Origin of the sequence: Streptomyces sp. NPDC048290 (genome assembly GCF_040652095.1) — a bacterium.
Lineage (GTDB): Bacteria > Actinomycetota > Actinomycetes > Streptomycetales > Streptomycetaceae > Streptomyces.
In genome coordinates this window covers 343,362-360,746 of the sequence record NZ_JBEZLM010000009.1, presented here as the reverse complement: position 1 = coordinate 360,746, position 17,385 = coordinate 343,362, and the positions used below count along the sequence as shown (strand labels likewise).

The 17,385-nt window shown below is 65.5% G+C and carries 19 protein-coding genes; 15 read left to right on the top strand and 4 right to left on the bottom strand.

Features of this window, described 5'->3' with window-relative positions:
* Positions 1-327 precede the first annotated feature (327 nt).
* From AB0D49_RS18650 to AB0D49_RS18625, 6 genes are all read left to right on the top strand, one after another.
* A complete protein-coding gene (locus tag AB0D49_RS18650; protein ID WP_362758373.1) occupies positions 328-564 on the top strand; it encodes a helix-turn-helix transcriptional regulator in 237 nt (78 codons plus the stop codon).
* A 186-nt stretch (positions 565-750) separates the two neighbouring features.
* Entirely contained in the window at positions 751-1,107 is a 357-nt protein-coding gene (locus AB0D49_RS18645; RefSeq protein ID WP_362758371.1) for a hypothetical protein, read from the top strand.
* Between the two features lie 5 nt (positions 1,108-1,112).
* A complete protein-coding gene (locus tag AB0D49_RS18640) occupies positions 1,113-2,414 on the top strand; it encodes a radical SAM protein (protein ID WP_362758369.1) in 1,302 nt (433 codons plus the stop codon).
* Positions 2,411-3,334: a radical SAM protein gene (locus AB0D49_RS18635; RefSeq protein ID WP_362758367.1), complete on the top strand. Its 924-nt coding sequence runs from the start codon at positions 2,411-2,413 to the stop codon at positions 3,332-3,334. Before AB0D49_RS18640 ends, AB0D49_RS18635 begins: the two co-directional genes overlap by 4 nt.
* Positions 3,331-4,116 (top strand): hypothetical protein, encoded by a 786-nt coding sequence (locus AB0D49_RS18630; protein ID WP_362758365.1) that lies wholly within the window; start codon positions 3,331-3,333, stop codon positions 4,114-4,116. Before AB0D49_RS18635 ends, AB0D49_RS18630 begins: the two co-directional genes overlap by 4 nt.
* Positions 4,117-4,192: 76 nt before the next feature.
* Positions 4,193-4,933 (top strand): restriction endonuclease, encoded by a 741-nt coding sequence (locus AB0D49_RS18625; protein WP_362758363.1) that lies wholly within the window; start codon positions 4,193-4,195, stop codon positions 4,931-4,933.
* A gap of 61 nt (positions 4,934-4,994) precedes the next feature.
* Here AB0D49_RS18625 and aspS read toward each other — a convergent pair whose 3' ends face one another.
* Positions 4,995-6,317 carry an aspartate--tRNA(Asn) ligase gene (gene aspS / locus AB0D49_RS18620; RefSeq protein WP_362758361.1) on the bottom strand — a complete coding sequence of 441 codons (1,323 nt, stop codon included), beginning with the start codon at positions 6,315-6,317 and terminating at the stop codon, positions 4,995-4,997.
* Between the two features lie 623 nt (positions 6,318-6,940).
* On the opposite strand from aspS, the gene AB0D49_RS18615 reads away from it, so the two are divergent.
* Together AB0D49_RS18615 and AB0D49_RS18610 are read left to right on the top strand one after the other, a co-directional pair.
* Positions 6,941-7,840, top strand: a complete 900-nt coding sequence (locus tag AB0D49_RS18615) for a hypothetical protein (protein WP_362758359.1) — start codon at positions 6,941-6,943, stop codon at positions 7,838-7,840.
* A 27-nt stretch (positions 7,841-7,867) separates the two neighbouring features.
* Positions 7,868-8,428: a GNAT family N-acetyltransferase gene (locus AB0D49_RS18610; protein WP_362758357.1), complete on the top strand. Its 561-nt coding sequence runs from the start codon at positions 7,868-7,870 to the stop codon at positions 8,426-8,428.
* Positions 8,429-8,535: 107 nt separating this feature from the next.
* On the opposite strand, the gene AB0D49_RS18605 is transcribed toward AB0D49_RS18610, so the two are convergent.
* Positions 8,536-9,084 carry a GNAT family protein gene (locus AB0D49_RS18605; protein ID WP_362758355.1) on the bottom strand — a complete coding sequence of 183 codons (549 nt, stop codon included), beginning with the start codon at positions 9,082-9,084 and terminating at the stop codon, positions 8,536-8,538.
* A gap of 452 nt (positions 9,085-9,536) precedes the next feature.
* Between AB0D49_RS18605 and AB0D49_RS18600 the strand changes: the two genes are divergently transcribed.
* From AB0D49_RS18600 to AB0D49_RS18590, 3 genes are all read left to right on the top strand, one after another.
* Positions 9,537-10,769: a helix-turn-helix transcriptional regulator gene (locus AB0D49_RS18600; RefSeq protein ID WP_362758353.1), complete on the top strand. Its 1,233-nt coding sequence runs from the start codon at positions 9,537-9,539 to the stop codon at positions 10,767-10,769.
* 5 nt (positions 10,770-10,774) lie between these two features.
* Positions 10,775-11,329, top strand: a complete 555-nt coding sequence (locus AB0D49_RS18595) for a flavoprotein (RefSeq protein ID WP_362758351.1) — start codon at positions 10,775-10,777, stop codon at positions 11,327-11,329.
* A 202-nt stretch (positions 11,330-11,531) separates the two neighbouring features.
* On the top strand, positions 11,532-12,050 hold the full coding sequence (locus AB0D49_RS18590; protein WP_362758349.1) for a helix-turn-helix domain-containing protein: 519 nt from the start codon (positions 11,532-11,534) through the stop codon (positions 12,048-12,050).
* Between the two features lie 105 nt (positions 12,051-12,155).
* On the opposite strand, the gene AB0D49_RS18585 is transcribed toward AB0D49_RS18590, so the two are convergent.
* The gene (locus AB0D49_RS18585) at positions 12,156-12,944 is read right to left on the bottom strand and encodes a phytanoyl-CoA dioxygenase family protein (RefSeq protein ID WP_362758347.1); all 789 of its coding nucleotides are present in this window, start codon (positions 12,942-12,944) and stop codon (positions 12,156-12,158) included.
* A gap of 120 nt (positions 12,945-13,064) precedes the next feature.
* On the opposite strand from AB0D49_RS18585, the gene AB0D49_RS18580 reads away from it, so the two are divergent.
* From AB0D49_RS18580 to gltX, 4 genes are all read left to right on the top strand, one after another.
* Entirely contained in the window at positions 13,065-13,649 is a 585-nt protein-coding gene (locus AB0D49_RS18580) for a hypothetical protein (RefSeq protein ID WP_362758345.1), read from the top strand.
* 4 nt (positions 13,650-13,653) lie between these two features.
* On the top strand, positions 13,654-14,640 hold the full coding sequence (locus AB0D49_RS18575; RefSeq protein ID WP_362758343.1) for a phosphotransferase: 987 nt from the start codon (positions 13,654-13,656) through the stop codon (positions 14,638-14,640).
* A gap of 124 nt (positions 14,641-14,764) precedes the next feature.
* Entirely contained in the window at positions 14,765-15,280 is a 516-nt protein-coding gene (locus AB0D49_RS18570) for a GNAT family N-acetyltransferase (protein WP_362758341.1), read from the top strand.
* A gap of 99 nt (positions 15,281-15,379) precedes the next feature.
* Positions 15,380-16,759 (top strand): glutamate--tRNA ligase, encoded by a 1,380-nt coding sequence (gene gltX / locus AB0D49_RS18565; RefSeq protein WP_362758404.1) that lies wholly within the window; start codon positions 15,380-15,382, stop codon positions 16,757-16,759.
* Positions 16,760-16,845: 86 nt separating this feature from the next.
* Here gltX and AB0D49_RS18560 read toward each other — a convergent pair whose 3' ends face one another.
* On the bottom strand, positions 16,846-17,322 hold the full coding sequence (locus tag AB0D49_RS18560; protein ID WP_362758339.1) for an NUDIX domain-containing protein: 477 nt from the start codon (positions 17,320-17,322) through the stop codon (positions 16,846-16,848).
* Positions 17,323-17,385: the final 63 nt, after the last annotated feature.

Below are 17,385 nucleotides of genomic sequence, written 5' to 3'. Positions count from 1 at the left end.
ACGGACGCTGCTCACCCCTCTTCATGCCCAGGCTAACAAGCCGTCAGACTCACACATTCCAAGGGGTTGAGTGCCATTTAGTTAGGAGTTCTAAGGGCGAGAGGCGAGCGGATTGTGTCAGCGATTCCGGGCGAGTTGGCGGTACAAGGTAGCCGGCCTTCTGCTGTACGGCAGGTCCGACGCTGCGGCGGGTGCATGTGTCGCTTGAGCAGGTACAACAACGAGGGGCGCTGCACGGTCTGCAGCCGAAGAACCAGGGGGTCTCTGCCGGTGGATCCGTCAGTCCCTCCGCACGTCTGGCTGGATCTCAATGTCCAAAAAGCATTAGTGGAACGAGATTTCGGCACGCTCTGTCAACTCGTGCGCAAGATAGGCGGGTTAAGGCAAGAAGACCTGGCTGCCCTGGTCGGCCTTAGCCAGGCGTTTCTGTCGATGCTGGAGTCCGGAACCCGTCGGCTCACGAACATCGACAAGATCATTGCTCTGCTCGAAGGGCTAGATGTGCCCCCTGAGCTGACAGGACCGATGCTAAGACCCTTCGACGCGGCCCCAGACGACGCGTAGGCGTAGGCAGATCAAAGCTGCTCAGGTGCTTCACCGTCGAGATATCGCTCAAGTGATATCACCTCCGGGATATGACGTCACGGGGTTTCGGTAGCACCCTCATGGACTGGCCCAGCGAATTATCGGGGCCGCACAGCACAACGTCAGATCCGAGACAGACCGAGCCAGCTATAGGAGATGAGTGCTATGCCAACACCTCGCCGAGCCAAGAATGACCATCTGATCTACGCGGACGTCGTCGACTCGAAGAGCAAGGCAGGGGTCTGGATGGGGGAGCGTGACGCCTTCCAGGCCAAGCAGGCCGAGATCCTGGAAGGGGTCAAGGACAAGACCGACTGGGTCCCGGTCGAGAACGCGATCATGATGGTCAGCACCGAGCCCGCCGGAATCACGTTCATCGCCGCGAACCCGACCCTGCCCGGCGTCATCGTCCTCGCCGACGGCGGCTCCCCGGAGGCCTCGGCGCAACTGCAGGCCGCGGGCGAGGAACTGGTCCGCAAGGTAATGGCCGAGCGCGGGATCGTCGCCGAGGAAGCCGCGTAACCACAGTGGCCTCCTCACAGCTCCTGTGGGGGAAGTACATCCAGTACGACCGGGACGGGCGGACTGCTCTCCTCGACCCGGTCACGCTGGAAAGCGTGTACCTCGACCGCGGGGAGGTCAACGACCTCTCCGCGGTTCCCCCGACCGCGACGCACACAGCTCTCTCCGAGCTCGGCTTCACGCCCGACACCCCCGAGGTCGACCCGCGTGAGGCACTCCATACCCGCCTGAGCAACCTCGGCCTTGATGCGACCCCGGTCAGGATCAGCGGCCTTCGCGTCGTGCTCACCGACCGCTGCAACATGGCGTGCAGCTACTGCTTCGTCGACACGAACACCGGCAAGCCGGACATGAGCGAGGACGACCTCGCCGCAGGCCTGACCTACCTGTTCGAGACCAACGCCGGCCAAGACGAGGTAGCCATCCAGTGGTTCGGCGGCGAACCAACAACCCGCTTCGACCTGATGCAATACGGCGACGACCTCGCCGACAAGCTCGCAGCCGAATACGGCGTAAAGCAGGTGCGGCGGACCGTCGTCACCAACGGCGCCCGCCTCACCGACGATATGGCCGAGCACTTCGCCCGCTACCGGTACGGGGTCGGTATCTCCATCGACGGGCCGCCCTCCATCAACTCCGCGCACCGACGACTCCTCGGCGGGCAAGCAGCCGATGACCGCATCCGCCGCAACGTACGCCGGCTCCTGGAAATCGATGGCATCCACGTGGGCTGCAATCTCACCCCGACACCGGCGAACATCGGCCGCCTGGCTGAGACCGTCACATGGATCATCGAGGAACTCGGGCTGAAGTTCATCTACGCCAACACCCCCATCCCCGCCGGAGGCCGCTGGATCGTCAACGGGGCCGACCTGTCGAAGGAGCTGTACCAGGCGCGGCTTGTTGCCCTGGGGCGTGGCGGGATGATGTTCTCTGTCCTGGACCGCGCCTTCCAGGCACTCGACCGGCGTCGGCCCATGCTGCTGGATCACATGCAGAGCGACCGCACCCTGAACGTGGCGCTGCTGCCAGGCCAGCGGGTCAGTCTGTGCGACATCAACTTCACCGAACCCGAGTTCCTCCACACCCTCGATGAAATCCGCGCTGACACAAGTCTGTTGGGTGGCATCGCCAAGAAGGTGGCGCCTCTGCCGGAGTGCGGCACGTGCCCAGCGTTGGCGATCTGTGGTGGCCCCTCCCGCAATGAGCAGCTGCTGATCGGTGGGGAGCGGCCGGACCCGCAGATGTGCGCGTTCTACACCAGCACGGTCGAGATCGCCGTGTGGGACAGCACGGGGGTGCAGTGAACACCCACACCGCGACCAGGCCGCCCGCACCACGGACTGGCCGGGGGCGGTTTCGGTCGGCGCTGATCAGCACCGCCGGGCATTGCAAGATCGCATGCGGCTTCTGCTTCCGCGCCGACCGAGCCCACGGCTACCTCCCCCTGCCCCTCTACACCCGCAGCCTGTCCCGACTGAAGGAAGCAGGTGCCGAAGAGATCTGCCTCACCGGTGGCGAGCCCGCCCACCACCCAGAGCTGCGGCAACTCGTGCGTCTGGCCCACCAGTTCGGCATGCCGATCTCCGTGGTCACCTCCGCCCGCGCCCCCGAGGACGTGGAACGATTGGAGGAAGTGGCGCACCTGCTGGCCAACGTAACCGTGTCCGCGGACTCAGCTGCCGCGATGAAGCTCGGTCGCACCCACCGCAGCGCCGCCACGGGGATCGCCACCCTCGACAAGCTCAGCGCCACACGGGGCAGGATCTTGCACGTCACCTACTGGCAGCTCACCGATGCCGAGTGCCGCGCCCTGCATGATCTGGTTGCCGGAGCGAACGCGGAGGTCCAATTCAGTCCGGTCATGCTCGATGAAGCCGACCGAACTCGCGCAGGGTGGAGCCTGCCCGACTATCTCGATCAGCAGAGCCAGGACACCGCCCTGTTGGGCACCCGCTTCCGCCTCACGTCGCGCTTCCACCAGCACGTCCAAGACCTCCAGGCCCTGCACCGCGAACCACCTGGGAGGCAACGCTGCCAGGGCCCGTCCCTGTACGTGTCCGCGGGAGGTGAGATCCGCCGCTGCCCCTACGGCACAGCCTCGGTGAGCGTGACCGCCCCCAGGGCGACCATCCGCGACTTCCTCAACGCCGAGCCCCAGGAGTGGACCACCCCGTCCTGCGCGGCCATCTGCCGCGCCGAACCCCCACCTGGGAGCAGCCCATGACGAACCCCATCACCACCCGAGACGAGTTCCTCGACCGCTGGTGCATCCCGCCGAACTTCCCGGTCGACAGCGAACTGATCAGCTTCGACTACAGCTTCCCGCCCGCCGTCGACGTTCTCGCTGCGGTCCGGCAGGACGAAGAAGTACGGTTCACGATCCTCGGTGACGACGACTGGGCCCTCCGCATGGATCGCACCGCCGCTTTCCGCACTGCTCCGATCGACGAGATCGTCACGTGGCCGTTCCGGCTGGTGCACTTCAACCTCACCCGCTTCTACTCCGGCATACTCGCCGGCTTCCAAGAACAGGTCATGATCCCCTGGCGCACCCGGATGTCCGGCTGGGGATACACGTGGCAGCGATGTGCGCCCCTACTCTTTCTGTCCACAGCCGGTGCCGCGTCGACGTATCACAACGACAACTCCCACGGCCTGGTGTGGCAGATCGAGGGCACCAAGACGTTCCACAGCTACCACGACCCCGGCAGCGTCCTGTCCGCCGAGGCTGCTGTTGTTGGCGAGACCACCGCTGAGGAGCCGCCCGAGCACGATCCGGCCGACCGGCTCTCGGTTCGTATGGAGCCGGGCGAAAGGCTGTGGAGTCACGCCTTGACCCCGCACTGGGTGACCACCGAGTCGCCACTCGCGATGAGCGTCACCCTTGCCCACGGCGGGCTCTGCCATCAGGGCCGCTTCTCAGACCGAGAGTTGGCGCTGCGCGCCTACTGGGACAAGCATCCCGACGAAGCGTGGATGCACGATCTCCGCAACGTCCGCTACTGACTGGCCGGAAAGCCGCTCTTGGCCCCAGCAACGGGTCGTTCCACACTGCGGGCAGGTTCACCAAGGGGGAGGCGGCGTGGCCAAACGGAAGCGTCGACGCACCAAGGCGCAACGGCGGAGCCTCATCCAGCAGCGCGTCACTCTCGCGACCGCGGCGATCGTCGCTATGGTGTTCGTCTTCCTCGAAGTGCCGTGGCTACTGCTGGGGTTGCTGTTAGCGACTGCAGTCGGGGCCACGGTCTGGGCCCTACGGAGAGTCGATCGCCGCGCACGTGACGGTGACAGGGCCTGGCGCGAGCAGGACCGTCGTATGGCCATGGAGAGATCCATGACGGCAATCGACGCGATGAGCTGGCAGGACTTCGAGCACTACATCGCGGAGCTGTGCCGCAGGGACGGCTGCACCAAGGTGCGCGTGGTGGGCGGCTCCGGGGACCTCGCCGCCGACGTCCTCGGTCATATGCCGGACGGCCAGCGGCTCGTCGTCCAGGTCAAGCACTACGCACCGCATCGCACCGTTCCCAGCGGGGACATGCAGAAGTTCGTCGGCATGGCCTTTGCTGAACACCACGCAGACGTAGCCGTGTTCGTCGCCACCTGCGAATACAGCACTGCCGCCCGAACCCTCGCCGCCAAGCACAACATCGTCGCGCTCAACCGGGACCTGTTCGGCTCCTGGAACAACGGTGCACGCCTGGACTCTCTGCTACCGCTCGGGGGCGCCGGCAGCGGGCCTTCCCGGACGGGCAAGACGGGGCGCGGCACTCGGCCACCAGGACCGAAGCCGACGAACCGCCGTACACGCGAAGCACGTTGAACCGACCAAATTGGGGCGGTCAGCCAGAGTGCTGACCGCCCCAATCACATGAAGCGAGGTCCTACGGGGTGAGCCGGTTCGGTCCGCGGAACAGGAAGGCGGCCTCGCGGATGGAGTCGAGTCCGAGCATGACCATCAGCACCCGACCCAGGCCCATACCGAGGCCTCCGTGCGGCGGACAGCCGAAGCGGAAAGCGTTCAGGTAGTCCTGCAACGGCTCGGTGCTCATGCCCTTCTCGGCGGCCTGCTTGAGCAGTACGTCGTACCTGTGCTCACGCTGGGCGCCGGTGGTGACCTCCAGGCCCTTCCAAAGCAGGTCGAAGCTCAGCGTCAAGCCCGGGTCACTCTCGGGGCGCATGTGATAAAAGGGGCGAATGCTCGTCGGGTAGTGAGTGACGAACACCCACTCGTGCCCGGTCTGCTCCTTGAAGTGCGCGGAGATGCCCCGCTCGCCCTCCGGGTCCAGGTCCTCCTTCGTGCCCTCCGGGTCCCAGCCGCCCGCCCGCAGGATCTCTTGGGCTTCGGCCATGGTCACCCGAGGAAATGGCATCGTGGGGACCGTGACGTCGACGCCGAAGGTCTCGCGGATCGCCTCACCATGAACGTCGGCGACCCTGGCGATAGCGTGAGTGAGCATCTGCTCCTCGAAGACCATGACGTCCTCGACGCCGTTGATCCAGGCGAGCTCCACGTCGACGCCGGTGAACTCCGTCGCATGCCTCGACGTGAACGACGGCTCGGCGCGGAAGACGGGGCCGATCTCGAAGACCTTGTCGATGCCGGCGGAAATCGCCATCTGCTTATAGAACTGCGGGGACTGCGCGAGGAACGCGGAGCGATCGAAGTAGCCGAGCTTGAACACCTCGGCCCCGGACTCGCTCGCGGTTCCCATCAGCTTCGGGGTGTGCATCTCGGTGCAGCCCTGGCTGTAGGCGTACTCGCGCATGCCCTGCTCGAGAGTGGTCTGTACAGCGAACAGGAGCTGTGCCTGCGGACGCATCCGCACGTCGAGGAACCGCCAGTCGAGACGGTGCTCCAGGCCGGTGTGTTCGTCGATCGGCAGCGGTGTCTCGGCCCGGTTCAGAACCTCCACTTGCTCGGGCACGAGTTCCAGGCCGCCGAGGTTGACGATCGGGTTGTCGACTACGCGGCCGGTGATCCTGACCGCGGACTCGGTGGTCAGGCTCTCCAGGGTGACTTCGGTGCTGTCGCTCTCGCCGCCACGCCTGTGGGTGACCTGCACCATTCCGGTGTGGTCGCGGACGATGACAAACTGCATCTTGCGCTGCAGCCGAAGGGTGTTCACCCAGCCGCAGACGGAAATGGTCTCGCCAACGTGTTCTCGCAGGTCGGAGACCAATACACGGGGAGTCGTGTGGATCATCTCGGGCCCTCCCGGGGCGTCGTCATGATCCCTTGGGGGCGTGGGCGAGAAGGGGACTCGCGGTGCCACCACGCCTTTGCCGCCACCAGACGGCGACGGCCTCATTCAGGCCCGGTCACGGGGGCCAGCCGGCGGGGCATTGGGCCGAGTCGATCGGCCGTTCCTCCCCGCGCTCGGGAGGGTCTTCACGTGGGGCGCGAGACTGCCTTCACAGCTACCAGCAGCTCTCTCTGCTCGCGGATCCCGTCGCTACTTGTCTCCGTCAACGCGTTGGACCTGAGCATAGCGGTCCAGGAGCGCAGAGCAGCAAGATTTCCCAGTAAGCCATCAGACCCAGTGGCTCAGCTCCTCCGCCGGTCTCGCTGTACGACCGCCCCAGCCGCCGGATATTACTGCTGTAATTTGAGCTCGGTTTCTCGGGCTGTAGTCTGCCCTGCGAGCCAGAACCTATTGGTGCAGTGTAAGTAATTCCTGTCCCCCTTTTGGGGTGATTTCTCACTGGTACCAGCAAGAATCCGGCAGGGGCATTCCGGCCTGCCGGAGAATTGGCATTCTGAGACGCAATCGCACATCCGTCGATGGCGGTAAGGCGCGCACGAACTCCACGGGAAGGGATCTGCATGATGGGCGATTCGACCCGCAGTGGCGGCTTAATTGAGGTTGTCTCCACGAGCAGAGCACTCGATCGCAGCGTCAAGTATGTGTTCAAGACTTCAGACAGGGCCACGTTCGAGGCCGTGCAACTCTGGGAGGGGGAACACAAAGCCTATTCCGTCTGTATGTCAGCCCAGGCGGGATGCAATTACGGCTGCAAGCATTGCGCGACTACCTTCGCGACCACTCCTTTCGTCCGGAACCTTCAGCCGGAGGAGATCGTCGCTGCAGTCGAGTCCCTGGAGGACGTACGCAATCATCAAGGCCCACTCGTCTGGGTCGATTTCGCAGGGGTCGGAGATGTCGCCGCCAACTGGGCCCACGTAACCACTGCCGCGAAGACCATCCTGGCTCGCGATCTTGCCCGCTCAGTGAAAGTCACCAGCATCGCCCCGCAATCGTGGGTCAGGACACTCCTGAAGCCCGATTCCTGGCTGCCCGACCGGTTCATGTTCTCCCTGCACGGTGCCACCACAGATCAGAGGCGGCTCGTCATTCCCCGAGCGGACGCCCCATCGGCCGTACTGCCACTGTGGGCATCCGTCGCGGAACTGCGTCCGGTAGTGCTGAACTATGTCCTGTGTGAGCACAACACCAGGCCGGAGGACGAGGCAGCGTTGCTTGAGCTGCTCACCCCGTACGCCGGCCGTTTCGTCCTTCTGAGGACCTCCAGCCTCAACCCCGTGCAGGGGAGTCCACTCCGGCCAAGCCCGCGGGAAGAGGAATTCATCGACGCGCTCTCCAACAGGCTGAACGGCTGGATCGTCTCCCACCATCTGTCCGCAGGGCGGGAAACCGCAGCCGCCTGTGGGCAGCTGCGTGCGGAGCTCCTGGACATTGCCTCGCCAGCCAGCCCTCAAAGGCAGTGAGGCGAGCGGCACCCGGACTCGATCTTGGTGAGGGCGACTGTGCCCGCTGAGACTCTGGCGTACGGCCCGGTCGTCTTACACCGATGGCGAACCTCAGATGCTGATGAGCTGTACCGACTGGTGCACGATGCACTTGATCATCTGCGTCCATGGATGCCCTGGGTGGCGGGGCACAGCCTTGAACGGACCAAAGAGTTCACCGCCCGCTGCGAACGAACCTGGATATCGGGCGGTCCTTATGAGTACGCCATCACCTCGAAGGGCGTGATCGTAGGAAGCTGCGGCCTTGTTCGCCTGGCCAACAGCGACTGGTTGGACTCCGGCTACTGGCTGGCCCCTCCGTACACAGGACGCGGTCTGGCGACTTCTGCGGTCGCCGCCCTGACATGCCAAGCCTTCGAACTCCCCGGCATCGAGGGGGTAGAGATTGACCACGACGTGTTGAACCACGCCAGCCGCGGCATCCCTGAGCGGCTGGGCTTCGCTCGGAGCCATGTGCGAACGAGGGCGCCCCAGGTGCCAGGAGAGAGCGGCGTGCACCAGATCTGGCGGCTTGATCGGGCAGCGTTCATGCGTCGCACCTGGTGAGAGCTTGGACGTCGAGCAGCTCGACGTTGCCCTGACCGTGCCCTCCGGCTTCCGCATGGGCCTCTGGTTGGCGTCGCGCCCGTCGCCTCGACGTCACAGCAGCTCACTCACAACGTCGCACGCCACTCCGCCTCGATGATTCCGTAGGTCACAGAGTCCCGCCACGCATCATGAACGAATACGTGCTGCCTGATGCGCCCCTCCTCCACGAAGCCAGCGCGCAGCAGAGTCTTCTCCGACACCGTGTTCGCAGGAGACCGCGCAGCCCACACTCGGTGAAGATCCAGTGGGCCGAAGGCGACAGCAAGAACAGCCCGGACCGTCTCTACGCCCAGACCTTGGCCCCACACATCGGGACGCAAAGCAAACCCCAGCGTTGCGGCCCGCTGCTGGTGCGGGTCCATGGCGAGACGGGCGAAGCCGATCAGACCACCAGTCTCCTGAGAGACAGCCAGCGCGAACTCCGTGCGGGGCTCAGCACCGGACGCGGCGATCGCCCCCCTGACGAGAGCCTCAACCTGCTCGCGGGTTCGAGGCTCGAAGGATAGGTGCCGGGTCGCCTCCGGATCACTGTAGATCGCCAGGACGCCGTCGACGTCGTCCACGGTGAGTTCCCGAAGAGACAGTCGTGGGGTGGAGTGCTGGACTGGATACATGGCTGGGGACTCTACTCGGCGCCCCTATCCGGGCAAGCACTACGAGAAGTCGTACAACGCGAAGTCCGTCACTGGGCGGTATCCGATCCGCTGATACAGGCCGTTGCTGGTGGAGTTGGCCAGGCTCGGCTCGGGTCCATTGTCGCCCAGCCCCGCTGGTCATCCACCCCTCGTGCACGAGCCGATGATCACCCTGACGGCAATCACGATGATCACGAAGCCAGGAATCTCCAAGTAGTTCCCGACGGCATCGAGCATGGGCTCAGGCGGCAGACGTACAACGCTCTGGCTCCTCGTGGACTCGTTGGTGTAGCCGGACAGAGTGTCCGGCCCGTTCTAGGAGCGATAGCGGATGTTGAGCACGGCACGGCAGCCCGAATCGCTCCCTGATCTCGAGGTCCTGCTCGGCCGCTAACGTGGATGACGGACCAACCGTCGGGGAGGCAGCGCGCATGCGTGGTCTTGGGGATCACCTCAGCGTCGGAGAGCGGATCGCGTTCTACCGCGAGCGTCGGGGCTATACGCAGCCTGTGCTCGCCGGCCTCGTCGGGCACAGCACCGACTGGCTGTCGAAAATCGAGCGAGGTGTGCGCAAGCCGCCAAGGATCGACAAGCTCGCCGAACTCGCCCGCGTACTACGGGTTCCACTCGGCGACTTGATGGGGCAACCCGTCCTGTTGGAGGACGGGGAGAGGCACATGGACGACGTGCCGGCCGTCCGCGATGCGCTGATGAGCCCCCGGCGTCTCTCCAAGCTGCTGTTCGGTCGTACGGCGGACCGACAGTTGCCTCAGCCGAATCAGGCGCACGTCTTCGTCGAACGCAGCTGGGGCGACTACCAGGCCGGCGCTCTTGGCGATGTCATCGCCGCCCTGCCCGGTCTGCTCAGGACAGCCCAGGAGCTGGAAGACCTTCCGCCTGGCGATCAGCGCCGCCGCGGCCTCGCCGTCTCGGCCCGTACGCATCACCTGGCGGCAACCACCCTCGCCAAGGTCGGCGAGTCCGACCTGTCGTGGCTCGCGGCCGAACGCGCCATGCGGGCCGCCGACGAATCCGAGGACCCCCTGTCGCTCGTGTCCGCTGCCCGATCCGGTACGCACGCACTGCTGGCCAACGGGCGATACGAGGACGCCCTCGAACTGGGCGATACCGCCGCGGCCTGGCTCGCGGGTCAGGTTCGCGACGACGACCCGGCCGCCTTGAGCCTGCTTGGCATGATTCATCTGCGAGCTGCTGTGGCCGCCGCACGTCACCAGGACCGCCCTACTGCCAACTCCCTGCTGGAGAAAGCACAGCGGCTCGCCGATCGGCTCGGCTCCGACGAGAACCACTGGCAGACGTGCTTCGGTCCGACGAACGTCGAGCTGCACCGCCTGTCGATCGAGCTTGACCTGGAGAACATCCCGTACGTCGTCGAGCATGGCGACATCGACGTCTCCCATATGCCGGCGGAACGCGCCGTGTCCCATCGCATCGACTACGCCCGCGGCCTCTGCCTCAGGGGTCGCGTCGACGAGTCCTTCAGCGAGCTGCGGGAGGCCGAATGCACCTCGCCGCAGCTGGTGCGGAACAATCCACGCGTACGCGAGACCCTTCGCGACCTGAGGAAACAGTCCCCGGTCACGGGCGGCAGCCACTCATCCGAGCTGCTGGCCATGGCCCAACGATGCAGGGCGGTGCAGTGAGTCCGGTGCGAGGCAAGGTGTTGGGCGTTGTGGGATCGAGCGCTGGCGGGGTCGAGGAACTGCGTACAGGGCTCGTGGTCCCGGCGCTCGAACGGGGCTGGACGGTCGCAGTCACGCTCACACCGACTGCGGGTCAGTGGCTCCGCGAGAGCGGGGAGATCGCGGAGCTCGAAGGGCTGACCGGCCTCCCCGTACGGGCCGAACCGCGCCTGCCGGGTGACTCCCGGCCGCATCCGCCAGTCGACTGCTACGTCGTCGCCCCGGCGAGTGCCAACACCGTCGCCAAGCTCGCCCTGGGGATCTCAGACAACCAGGCGTTGACGCAGGTCAACGAGGCCATCGGGACACTAGATCTCCCGGTAGTCGTCTGGCCCCAGGTGAACGCCGCGCATGCTCGCCACCCCGCATGGGAGGGACACATCAAAGCCCTTCACGACTCGGGGGTGCGGTTGATCTACGGAGACGAGGTGTGGCCGCTCGCCGAGCCGCGGGCAGGGATGCCGGGGCGCCGGTACCCGTGGGAAGCCGTACTGGATGAGGCTGGCAGAGCTGTCTCTTGACGAAGCATCAATAATCCCCAACACAAGAGAAATTGGACCCGGACAGTCTGTCCGGGTCCTTTGTCGTGACCGGCGCCAGCATGAGGGCATCACGGACTAACGGAGGCAACCGGTGCCCGATCAGGGATTGAGCACGGCACTCCCCGGCGCGAAGGCCTGGGGGGACGCATCCAGGAGCTGCCCGAGCGCACGCACGGATGGGATGGCTGGCAGTGACTCCTCGTCTCGACGCTCGGCAGAGGACGCCCTATCGCCGTCAGGCGCGGAACGCCTCGTCGCGGACACTCCCACACCCGCTGGCGGCACCCGGCTGTGCAGCCTCTGCCGATGCCGTCTGAGCCGGTACAACGGAGAAGACCTGTGTGCCGGTTGCAGCCGCGACACCCGGCACCAGGCAGGGGCCGCGCGCAGCGTCCCCACGGACATCTGGCAGTTACCCGATGTCCGGCAAGCCTTGGTCAACCGCGAATTCGGGCGCATGTGCCAGCTGATCAGACAGCACGGTGGGATCCGCCAAGACGACATAGCCTCAATCACCGGCTTGAGCCAAGCCTTCCTGTCGATGCTCGAGTCCGGAGCCCGCAAGCTGACCAACATCGACAAGATCATTCAACTGCTTGATGGCCTGCAAGCTCCACCAGAACTCACCGGACCGATGCTGCGGCCCAGCATCAATCACCAGCCTCGTGGCTCTGCGTCGACGGCTCTCCCGCGGTGCTGACCTCGTCGTCTTCGTCGCCGCCTGCGAAGACAGCACCACCGCCCGGAACATCGCAGCCCACACAACGTCGTAGCACTCAACCGGGATCTGTCCGGTTCCGACGATTCACTTTCCCAAACCGCGCCGGATGGCGAGCTCCACGGGCGAATAGCGTCCATCCGGGCGTTCGAGCCGATACTGCTCAGCCGGGTAAAGCGGCGGCTGCGCCAGGAACCGCGGGGGCATCCCGCGGTGAGGCTGAGCAGCGTGCACCAGAAACGGGTGACACAGGTAGACGTCGCCCGCCTCGCCCGTGGCCAGCACCTGAGGCAGGCCAGCGGTCGCCTCGAACAGGCCGGCAGTAGCAAGATCATCAGTGCTCATCCCGTCCTCCCCGGCGGCCTCCAGGCGTGAGGGGACGTCCAGGTGCGAGCCCACGCGGATCCGAGTGGGAGCGTCGTTCTCCGCGGTGTCGGAGAAGAGGAACAACATAAGCAGCGCGCGCCCCCGGGAACGGAGGTTCACCCACGGAGGGCCGTTCCTGTGGTCCTCGGGGTGGTAGCCGCCGTCGATGTGCCACCCGACGTCACCGGGGTCGTCGGGATGGGGGAACCGAATCGGAATGGACCCGATGCTCGTGCGCGGCAGCCAATTGCCCGCTCCCACGAGCTGGTCGAATGCCCGCAGGAGCCGGGGAGTGTTTGCAGCAGTACGGAAGGGCTCCTGGGCGCAGGAACCCAGCCGGATCACCGGTTCCGTCCATGTCGCGGGATCGTTCGGGTCACAGCCCGTCTCCTGCCAGCAGATCTCACGGCATTCAGCTGCCACCTCAGCCGGGAAAGCTCCCTCCACCCGAATGAAGCCGTGCTCGAGAAACTCCTCTACCTGCGTTGCGGAAAGCCCTCGGATGGACATGTCTGCCCTTCGCCATGGGGGACAAGTTCCCTGCTAGGAAAGCGGGTTGAGGTCACGACTGTCGAATGAATATCGGCCTGAAGGCGGGGTTCGACGCGCCGCTTCTGGCACTCTTCCTACATGAAGCAATGCGAGGTGCTGCTGATCGGGGGACGCGCTGGCGTCGGAAAGACGACGGTGGGATGGGAGATCTCTGCGCAGCTACGCACTGCGAAGGTCGCCCACGTGGTCTTGGAAGGAGACTTCCTCGGTCATGTACACCCAGCGCCTGAAGGCGACCCACACCGCTCGGCCATCGTCGAGCGCAACCTCGCTTCCATCTGGGGCAACTACGAGGAGCTGGGCTATCGCCGGCTCATCTACACGCACACCGTCAGCGTGCTGCCCGAGGCAGCCGCCATGTTCAAGCGCATCATGGGAACAGAACCGAGGCTCGTGCGGGTCCTGCTCACCGCATCCGACATCACAGCCCACGAACGGCTGGCTGGCCGTGAACTCGGCTCGGAGCTCGTGAAGGAGAGCGAACGCAGCGCCTACAAGGCGCGGCTCCTGGACGAGCACGCACCGGCAGACACCGTGCGGGTGATGACGGACGGCCGATCCGTTGTCCAGATCGCAAGCGAGGTACTGGCCACCAGCGGGTGGACCTTGCCAGATGCGCGTCAGAAATCCGTCGCGCAGACCCGCGTAGTTCCCTCACCCTGACCGAATGCCGAACATCATCACCCCGCGCCTTCAGTACAGCGCCACGGCCGTGCGCCCACGCTGGGACGATCTTCCGCAGCACATCCGCCTGCTCATCTTGCGACGCCTGGGCGGCGTGGTGGACGCAGGGCCGAGTGCCGGCAGCGGGTTCACCAGCGGCTTCGCCGCCGTGATCCGTGGAGCTGGCGAGCCCGAGTTCGTCAAGGCGGTCAACGCCAACGACAACGTGGTGATCGCCGACTGCTACGAGCGCGAGGCATTGATCAACCAGGCCCTGCCGATCAAGGTTCCGGCCCCCCGCCTGCGGTGGACCGAGGTGACGGAAGACGGATGGATCGTCCTTGGCTTCGACGCGGTCGATGGCGGACGCATGCCCGCCGCTCCCTGGAAGCCTGACGAGCTTGCCTCGACCCTCGACGCCTGCACGATCAAGGCCGAGGCGCTCTCCGCGCCCTCGGCGGCACTCCAGAAGGTCGGGCTCACGGCGATTGGTGACGGCAGTGACTTCGCGGACTGGCGTGACCTCACCGGCGGCGCCACCAGCCCGAGCATCCTGCCGGAATGGGTGCCGACCGACAGGCTCGACGCCCTGGCCGAACTGGAATCCCACTGGCGACAAGCCGTGGCCGGCGATGCAGTCCTCCACCATGACCTACGTCAGGACAACGTCCTGATCGACACGGGAGGCGCTGCCTGGATCTGTGACTGGAACTGGCCCTGTCTCGGAGCGAGTTGGTTTGACCTCGTACTACTCCTGGCCACCGCACACGCCGACGGCCACGACGCCACCACTCTTTTCGCAGAGCACCCCACCGCCCACGGAGTCGACGGCGAGCAGATCGACGCGGCTCTGGCCGCCCTCGCAGGCTTCTTCATCGTCTCCGGCGCACAGCCCCCGGCGGACTGGTCGCCCCACATTCGCCAGCACCAGACCTGGTGCGGAGAGGTCACGCTGCGCTGGCTCGCCGACCGGCGCGGCTGGAAGCTCTGATCGGAAGACGTTCGCTGACAACCGCCGAGCCCTAGGTTGTCAGCTCCCCCTCCAATCGATCTTTCACGGCTGCTGGATGCGCGAAGGGCCCACTCCTGGTCCCGTCCGAAGAGAGGCAGAGGGCATGACTCACCTGATCGAATCGCCCCACACCGGTGACGCCGCAGCGATCAGCCAGGTCCAGCTGAAAGCCTGGCTCCAGACATACCCCAACAAAGAGGCCGGGGTCGACGAGGCGTGGATCAGAGACCACCGTGGCTGCACGACCACCGCTGAGGGCATTGCCCAGTGGCGGCAGTTCATTCAGGAAGCGAGCAACCAGCCAGACAGGCTCTTCTGCCGTACCGTTCGCTCCACGGTAGAGATCGTCGGGCTCATGTGCGGCCGCAGAGACGAGTGGGTCACTCTCGGACCCATGTACCTCCTGAACGAAGCGCAAGGCCACGGCAATGGAAGCCAGCTGATGAGCGAGTTCCTCGACTGGGCAGAGGGCGCACCCATACGCCTGTGGGTGACGGCCTACAACGAGCGGGCCGTCCGCTTCTACGAACGATACGGCTTCACGCCCACCGGCGAGCAAGAGCTCTGGAAAGGAAGATTGCCGAACATACGCATGGCCCGCGGCGCTGCCGCGACGTGAAGCGCCGCAAAAATTAGGAGCGAGCTGACGAATAACCCAATTACGCTGCCGGGCATGTCCAGCCCCCTGCGTGTGCGATTCGCCCCCTCGCCGACCGGTATGTTCCACGTTGGCGGTGCCCGCTCCGCCCTCTACAACTGGGCACTGGCACGACAGCAGCCGGGGGGCCGCTTCGTCCTGCGCATCGAGGACACCGACACCGAGCGCAACCGGCCCGAATGGGTAGACGGCATCATCAGCGCGCTCACAGCAATCGGCATCAGCGACAAGGATCCCGCCTTCGAAGGCCCGTACTTCCAGTCACGTAACGCCGATGCCCACCGGGAAGCGGCGAGCCGCCTCCGTGATGCTGGCCGCGCGTACTACTGCGACTGCACCCGCGACCAGGTCATCGAGCGCACCGGCTCGCAGCACCTGGGTTACGACGGGTTCTGCCGCACCCGTGGCATCGCATTCGCCCCAGGGCGAGCCCTGCGCTTCCAGACGCCAGACGAGGGCGTGACGGTCGTCGACGATGTGGTCCGGGGACGCACCGAGTTCCCGAACCATGCCATCGAGGACTTCGTGATCGTCCGCAGTGACGGCACCCCCGTGTTCATCCTGGCCAACACCGTGGACGACATCCAGGAGCGCATCACCGACGTCATCCGCGGCGAGGAACACCTGTCGAATACCCCGAAGCAGCTGCTGCTGTGGGAGGCACTCGGTGCCGCGCCGCCTGTGTGGGGGCATTTGCCGGTGATCGTGAACGAGAAGCGGCAGAAGCTGTCCAAGCGCCGCGACAAGGTCGCGCTCGAGGACTACCTGGCTGAGGGCTACCTGCCCGAAGCGATGGTCAACTATCTGATGCTGCTCGGCTGGGGGCCGGGCGGCAACGTCGAGATCCGCCCCTATGAGGAACTCGAAGCCCTGTTCCGGCTTGAGGACGTCACCAAGTCCTCCGCGTTCTTCGACGTGAAGAAACTTGCAGCGTTCAACGGCGAGTACCTTCGCAAGCTCACCGCGGAAGACTTCATCACCGCATGCGGGCCATGGCTGCAGGCTCCGCACGTCCCCTGGGGCAAGGGCGACTTCGACGAGTCGGTGTTCCGGTCGGTGGTCGGCCTGGCGCATACCCGGCTGACAGTGCTGGGCGAGATCACCAAATACGTGGACTGGCTGTTCCTCGACCAGCCGCTGTACGACGAGGCGTCCTGGGCTAAGGCAATGAAGCCGGGCGCGGACGCGATCCTGCACTCGGCCCGCGACCGCTGGACCAAGACAGAGTGGACAGCTGACGCGCTGAAAGCAGGGCTGGAGGAGGCCGCTGCCGAGCACGGGCTCAAGCTGGGAAAGGCGCAGGCCCCAGTGCGGGTCGCTGTGACAGGCCGAACTGTCGGACTGCCACTGTTCGAGTCAGTCGAGATTCTTGGCCGTGACCGCACGCTGACCCGCATCGACACCGCGATCGGGAAGATCACGGGCTGCTTGCACGCCTGAAGATCACGGCATCGCCATCGGGGCGGTGGAACCACATCCGTCAGGGCCATGGGGACGGCGGAGCTACTCCGCCGTCCCCATGGCCATCAAGACTCTCGGGCCGCCGAGCTGCGGCGGAGACGGTGGTCAAGTTCCCACAACGCTGTCCGGTTGGAATCCCAACGCACCGCCGACATAGCCGAGTCGAGGGAGAACCAGCCGTACTCGGTGTGCTCGCTGGACAACACCAACTCCTTCGAGTCGGCTCGGACACCGAACGCGTACTCGGGAATCACCAGGACGTCAGGCCCCCATGTGAACCCACCCGTGACGTGCAGCGCCGGGACTGTCGCCCGCGAGTCAAGCGAGATGAACTCTCGGGCGCCGGCCAGGCATGCCTCTTCGGCTGCCTCTCGCCTGGCGGCCTGGAGCGGTGTTTCTCCCGCCTCACCACCACCAGCCACCCCCTGCCAGTAGGCGCCGTCCAGGCGACGGAACAAGGCGTAGAGCAGCCCTGCCTCAGTCTGCCGGTACGGCAGCACCAACACCTGGAATGCAGCGCGACCCTGCACAGCTTCAGCCATCGCTCCACGGTAGAGCCGACGAGCCGCCTACGGTGTCGATCGGGGTCACCGCAGCCCGTCCCC

Coding starts and splice junctions, on each gene's coding strand:
- AB0D49_RS18645 (WP_362758371.1), top strand. CDS start 751: ATGCCAACACCTCGCCGAGCCAAGAATGACCATCTGATCTACGCGGAC.
- AB0D49_RS18630 (WP_362758365.1), top strand. CDS start 3,331: ATGACGAACCCCATCACCACCCGAGACGAGTTCCTCGACCGCTGGTGC.
- aspS (WP_362758361.1), bottom strand. CDS start 6,317: ATGATCCACACGACTCCCCGTGTATTGGTCTCCGACCTGCGAGAACAC.
- AB0D49_RS18615 (WP_362758359.1), top strand. CDS start 6,941: ATGGGCGATTCGACCCGCAGTGGCGGCTTAATTGAGGTTGTCTCCACG.
- AB0D49_RS18605 (WP_362758355.1), bottom strand. CDS start 9,084: ATGTATCCAGTCCAGCACTCCACCCCACGACTGTCTCTTCGGGAACTC.
- AB0D49_RS18600 (WP_362758353.1), top strand. CDS start 9,537: ATGCGTGGTCTTGGGGATCACCTCAGCGTCGGAGAGCGGATCGCGTTC.
- AB0D49_RS18590 (WP_362758349.1), top strand. CDS start 11,532: ATGGCTGGCAGTGACTCCTCGTCTCGACGCTCGGCAGAGGACGCCCTA.
- AB0D49_RS18585 (WP_362758347.1), bottom strand. CDS start 12,944: ATGTCCATCCGAGGGCTTTCCGCAACGCAGGTAGAGGAGTTTCTCGAG.
- AB0D49_RS18580 (WP_362758345.1), top strand. CDS start 13,065: ATGAAGCAATGCGAGGTGCTGCTGATCGGGGGACGCGCTGGCGTCGGA.
- AB0D49_RS18575 (WP_362758343.1), top strand. CDS start 13,654: ATGCCGAACATCATCACCCCGCGCCTTCAGTACAGCGCCACGGCCGTG.
- AB0D49_RS18570 (WP_362758341.1), top strand. CDS start 14,765: ATGACTCACCTGATCGAATCGCCCCACACCGGTGACGCCGCAGCGATC.
- gltX (WP_362758404.1), top strand. CDS start 15,380: ATGTTCCACGTTGGCGGTGCCCGCTCCGCCCTCTACAACTGGGCACTG.
- AB0D49_RS18560 (WP_362758339.1), bottom strand. CDS start 17,322: ATGGCTGAAGCTGTGCAGGGTCGCGCTGCATTCCAGGTGTTGGTGCTG.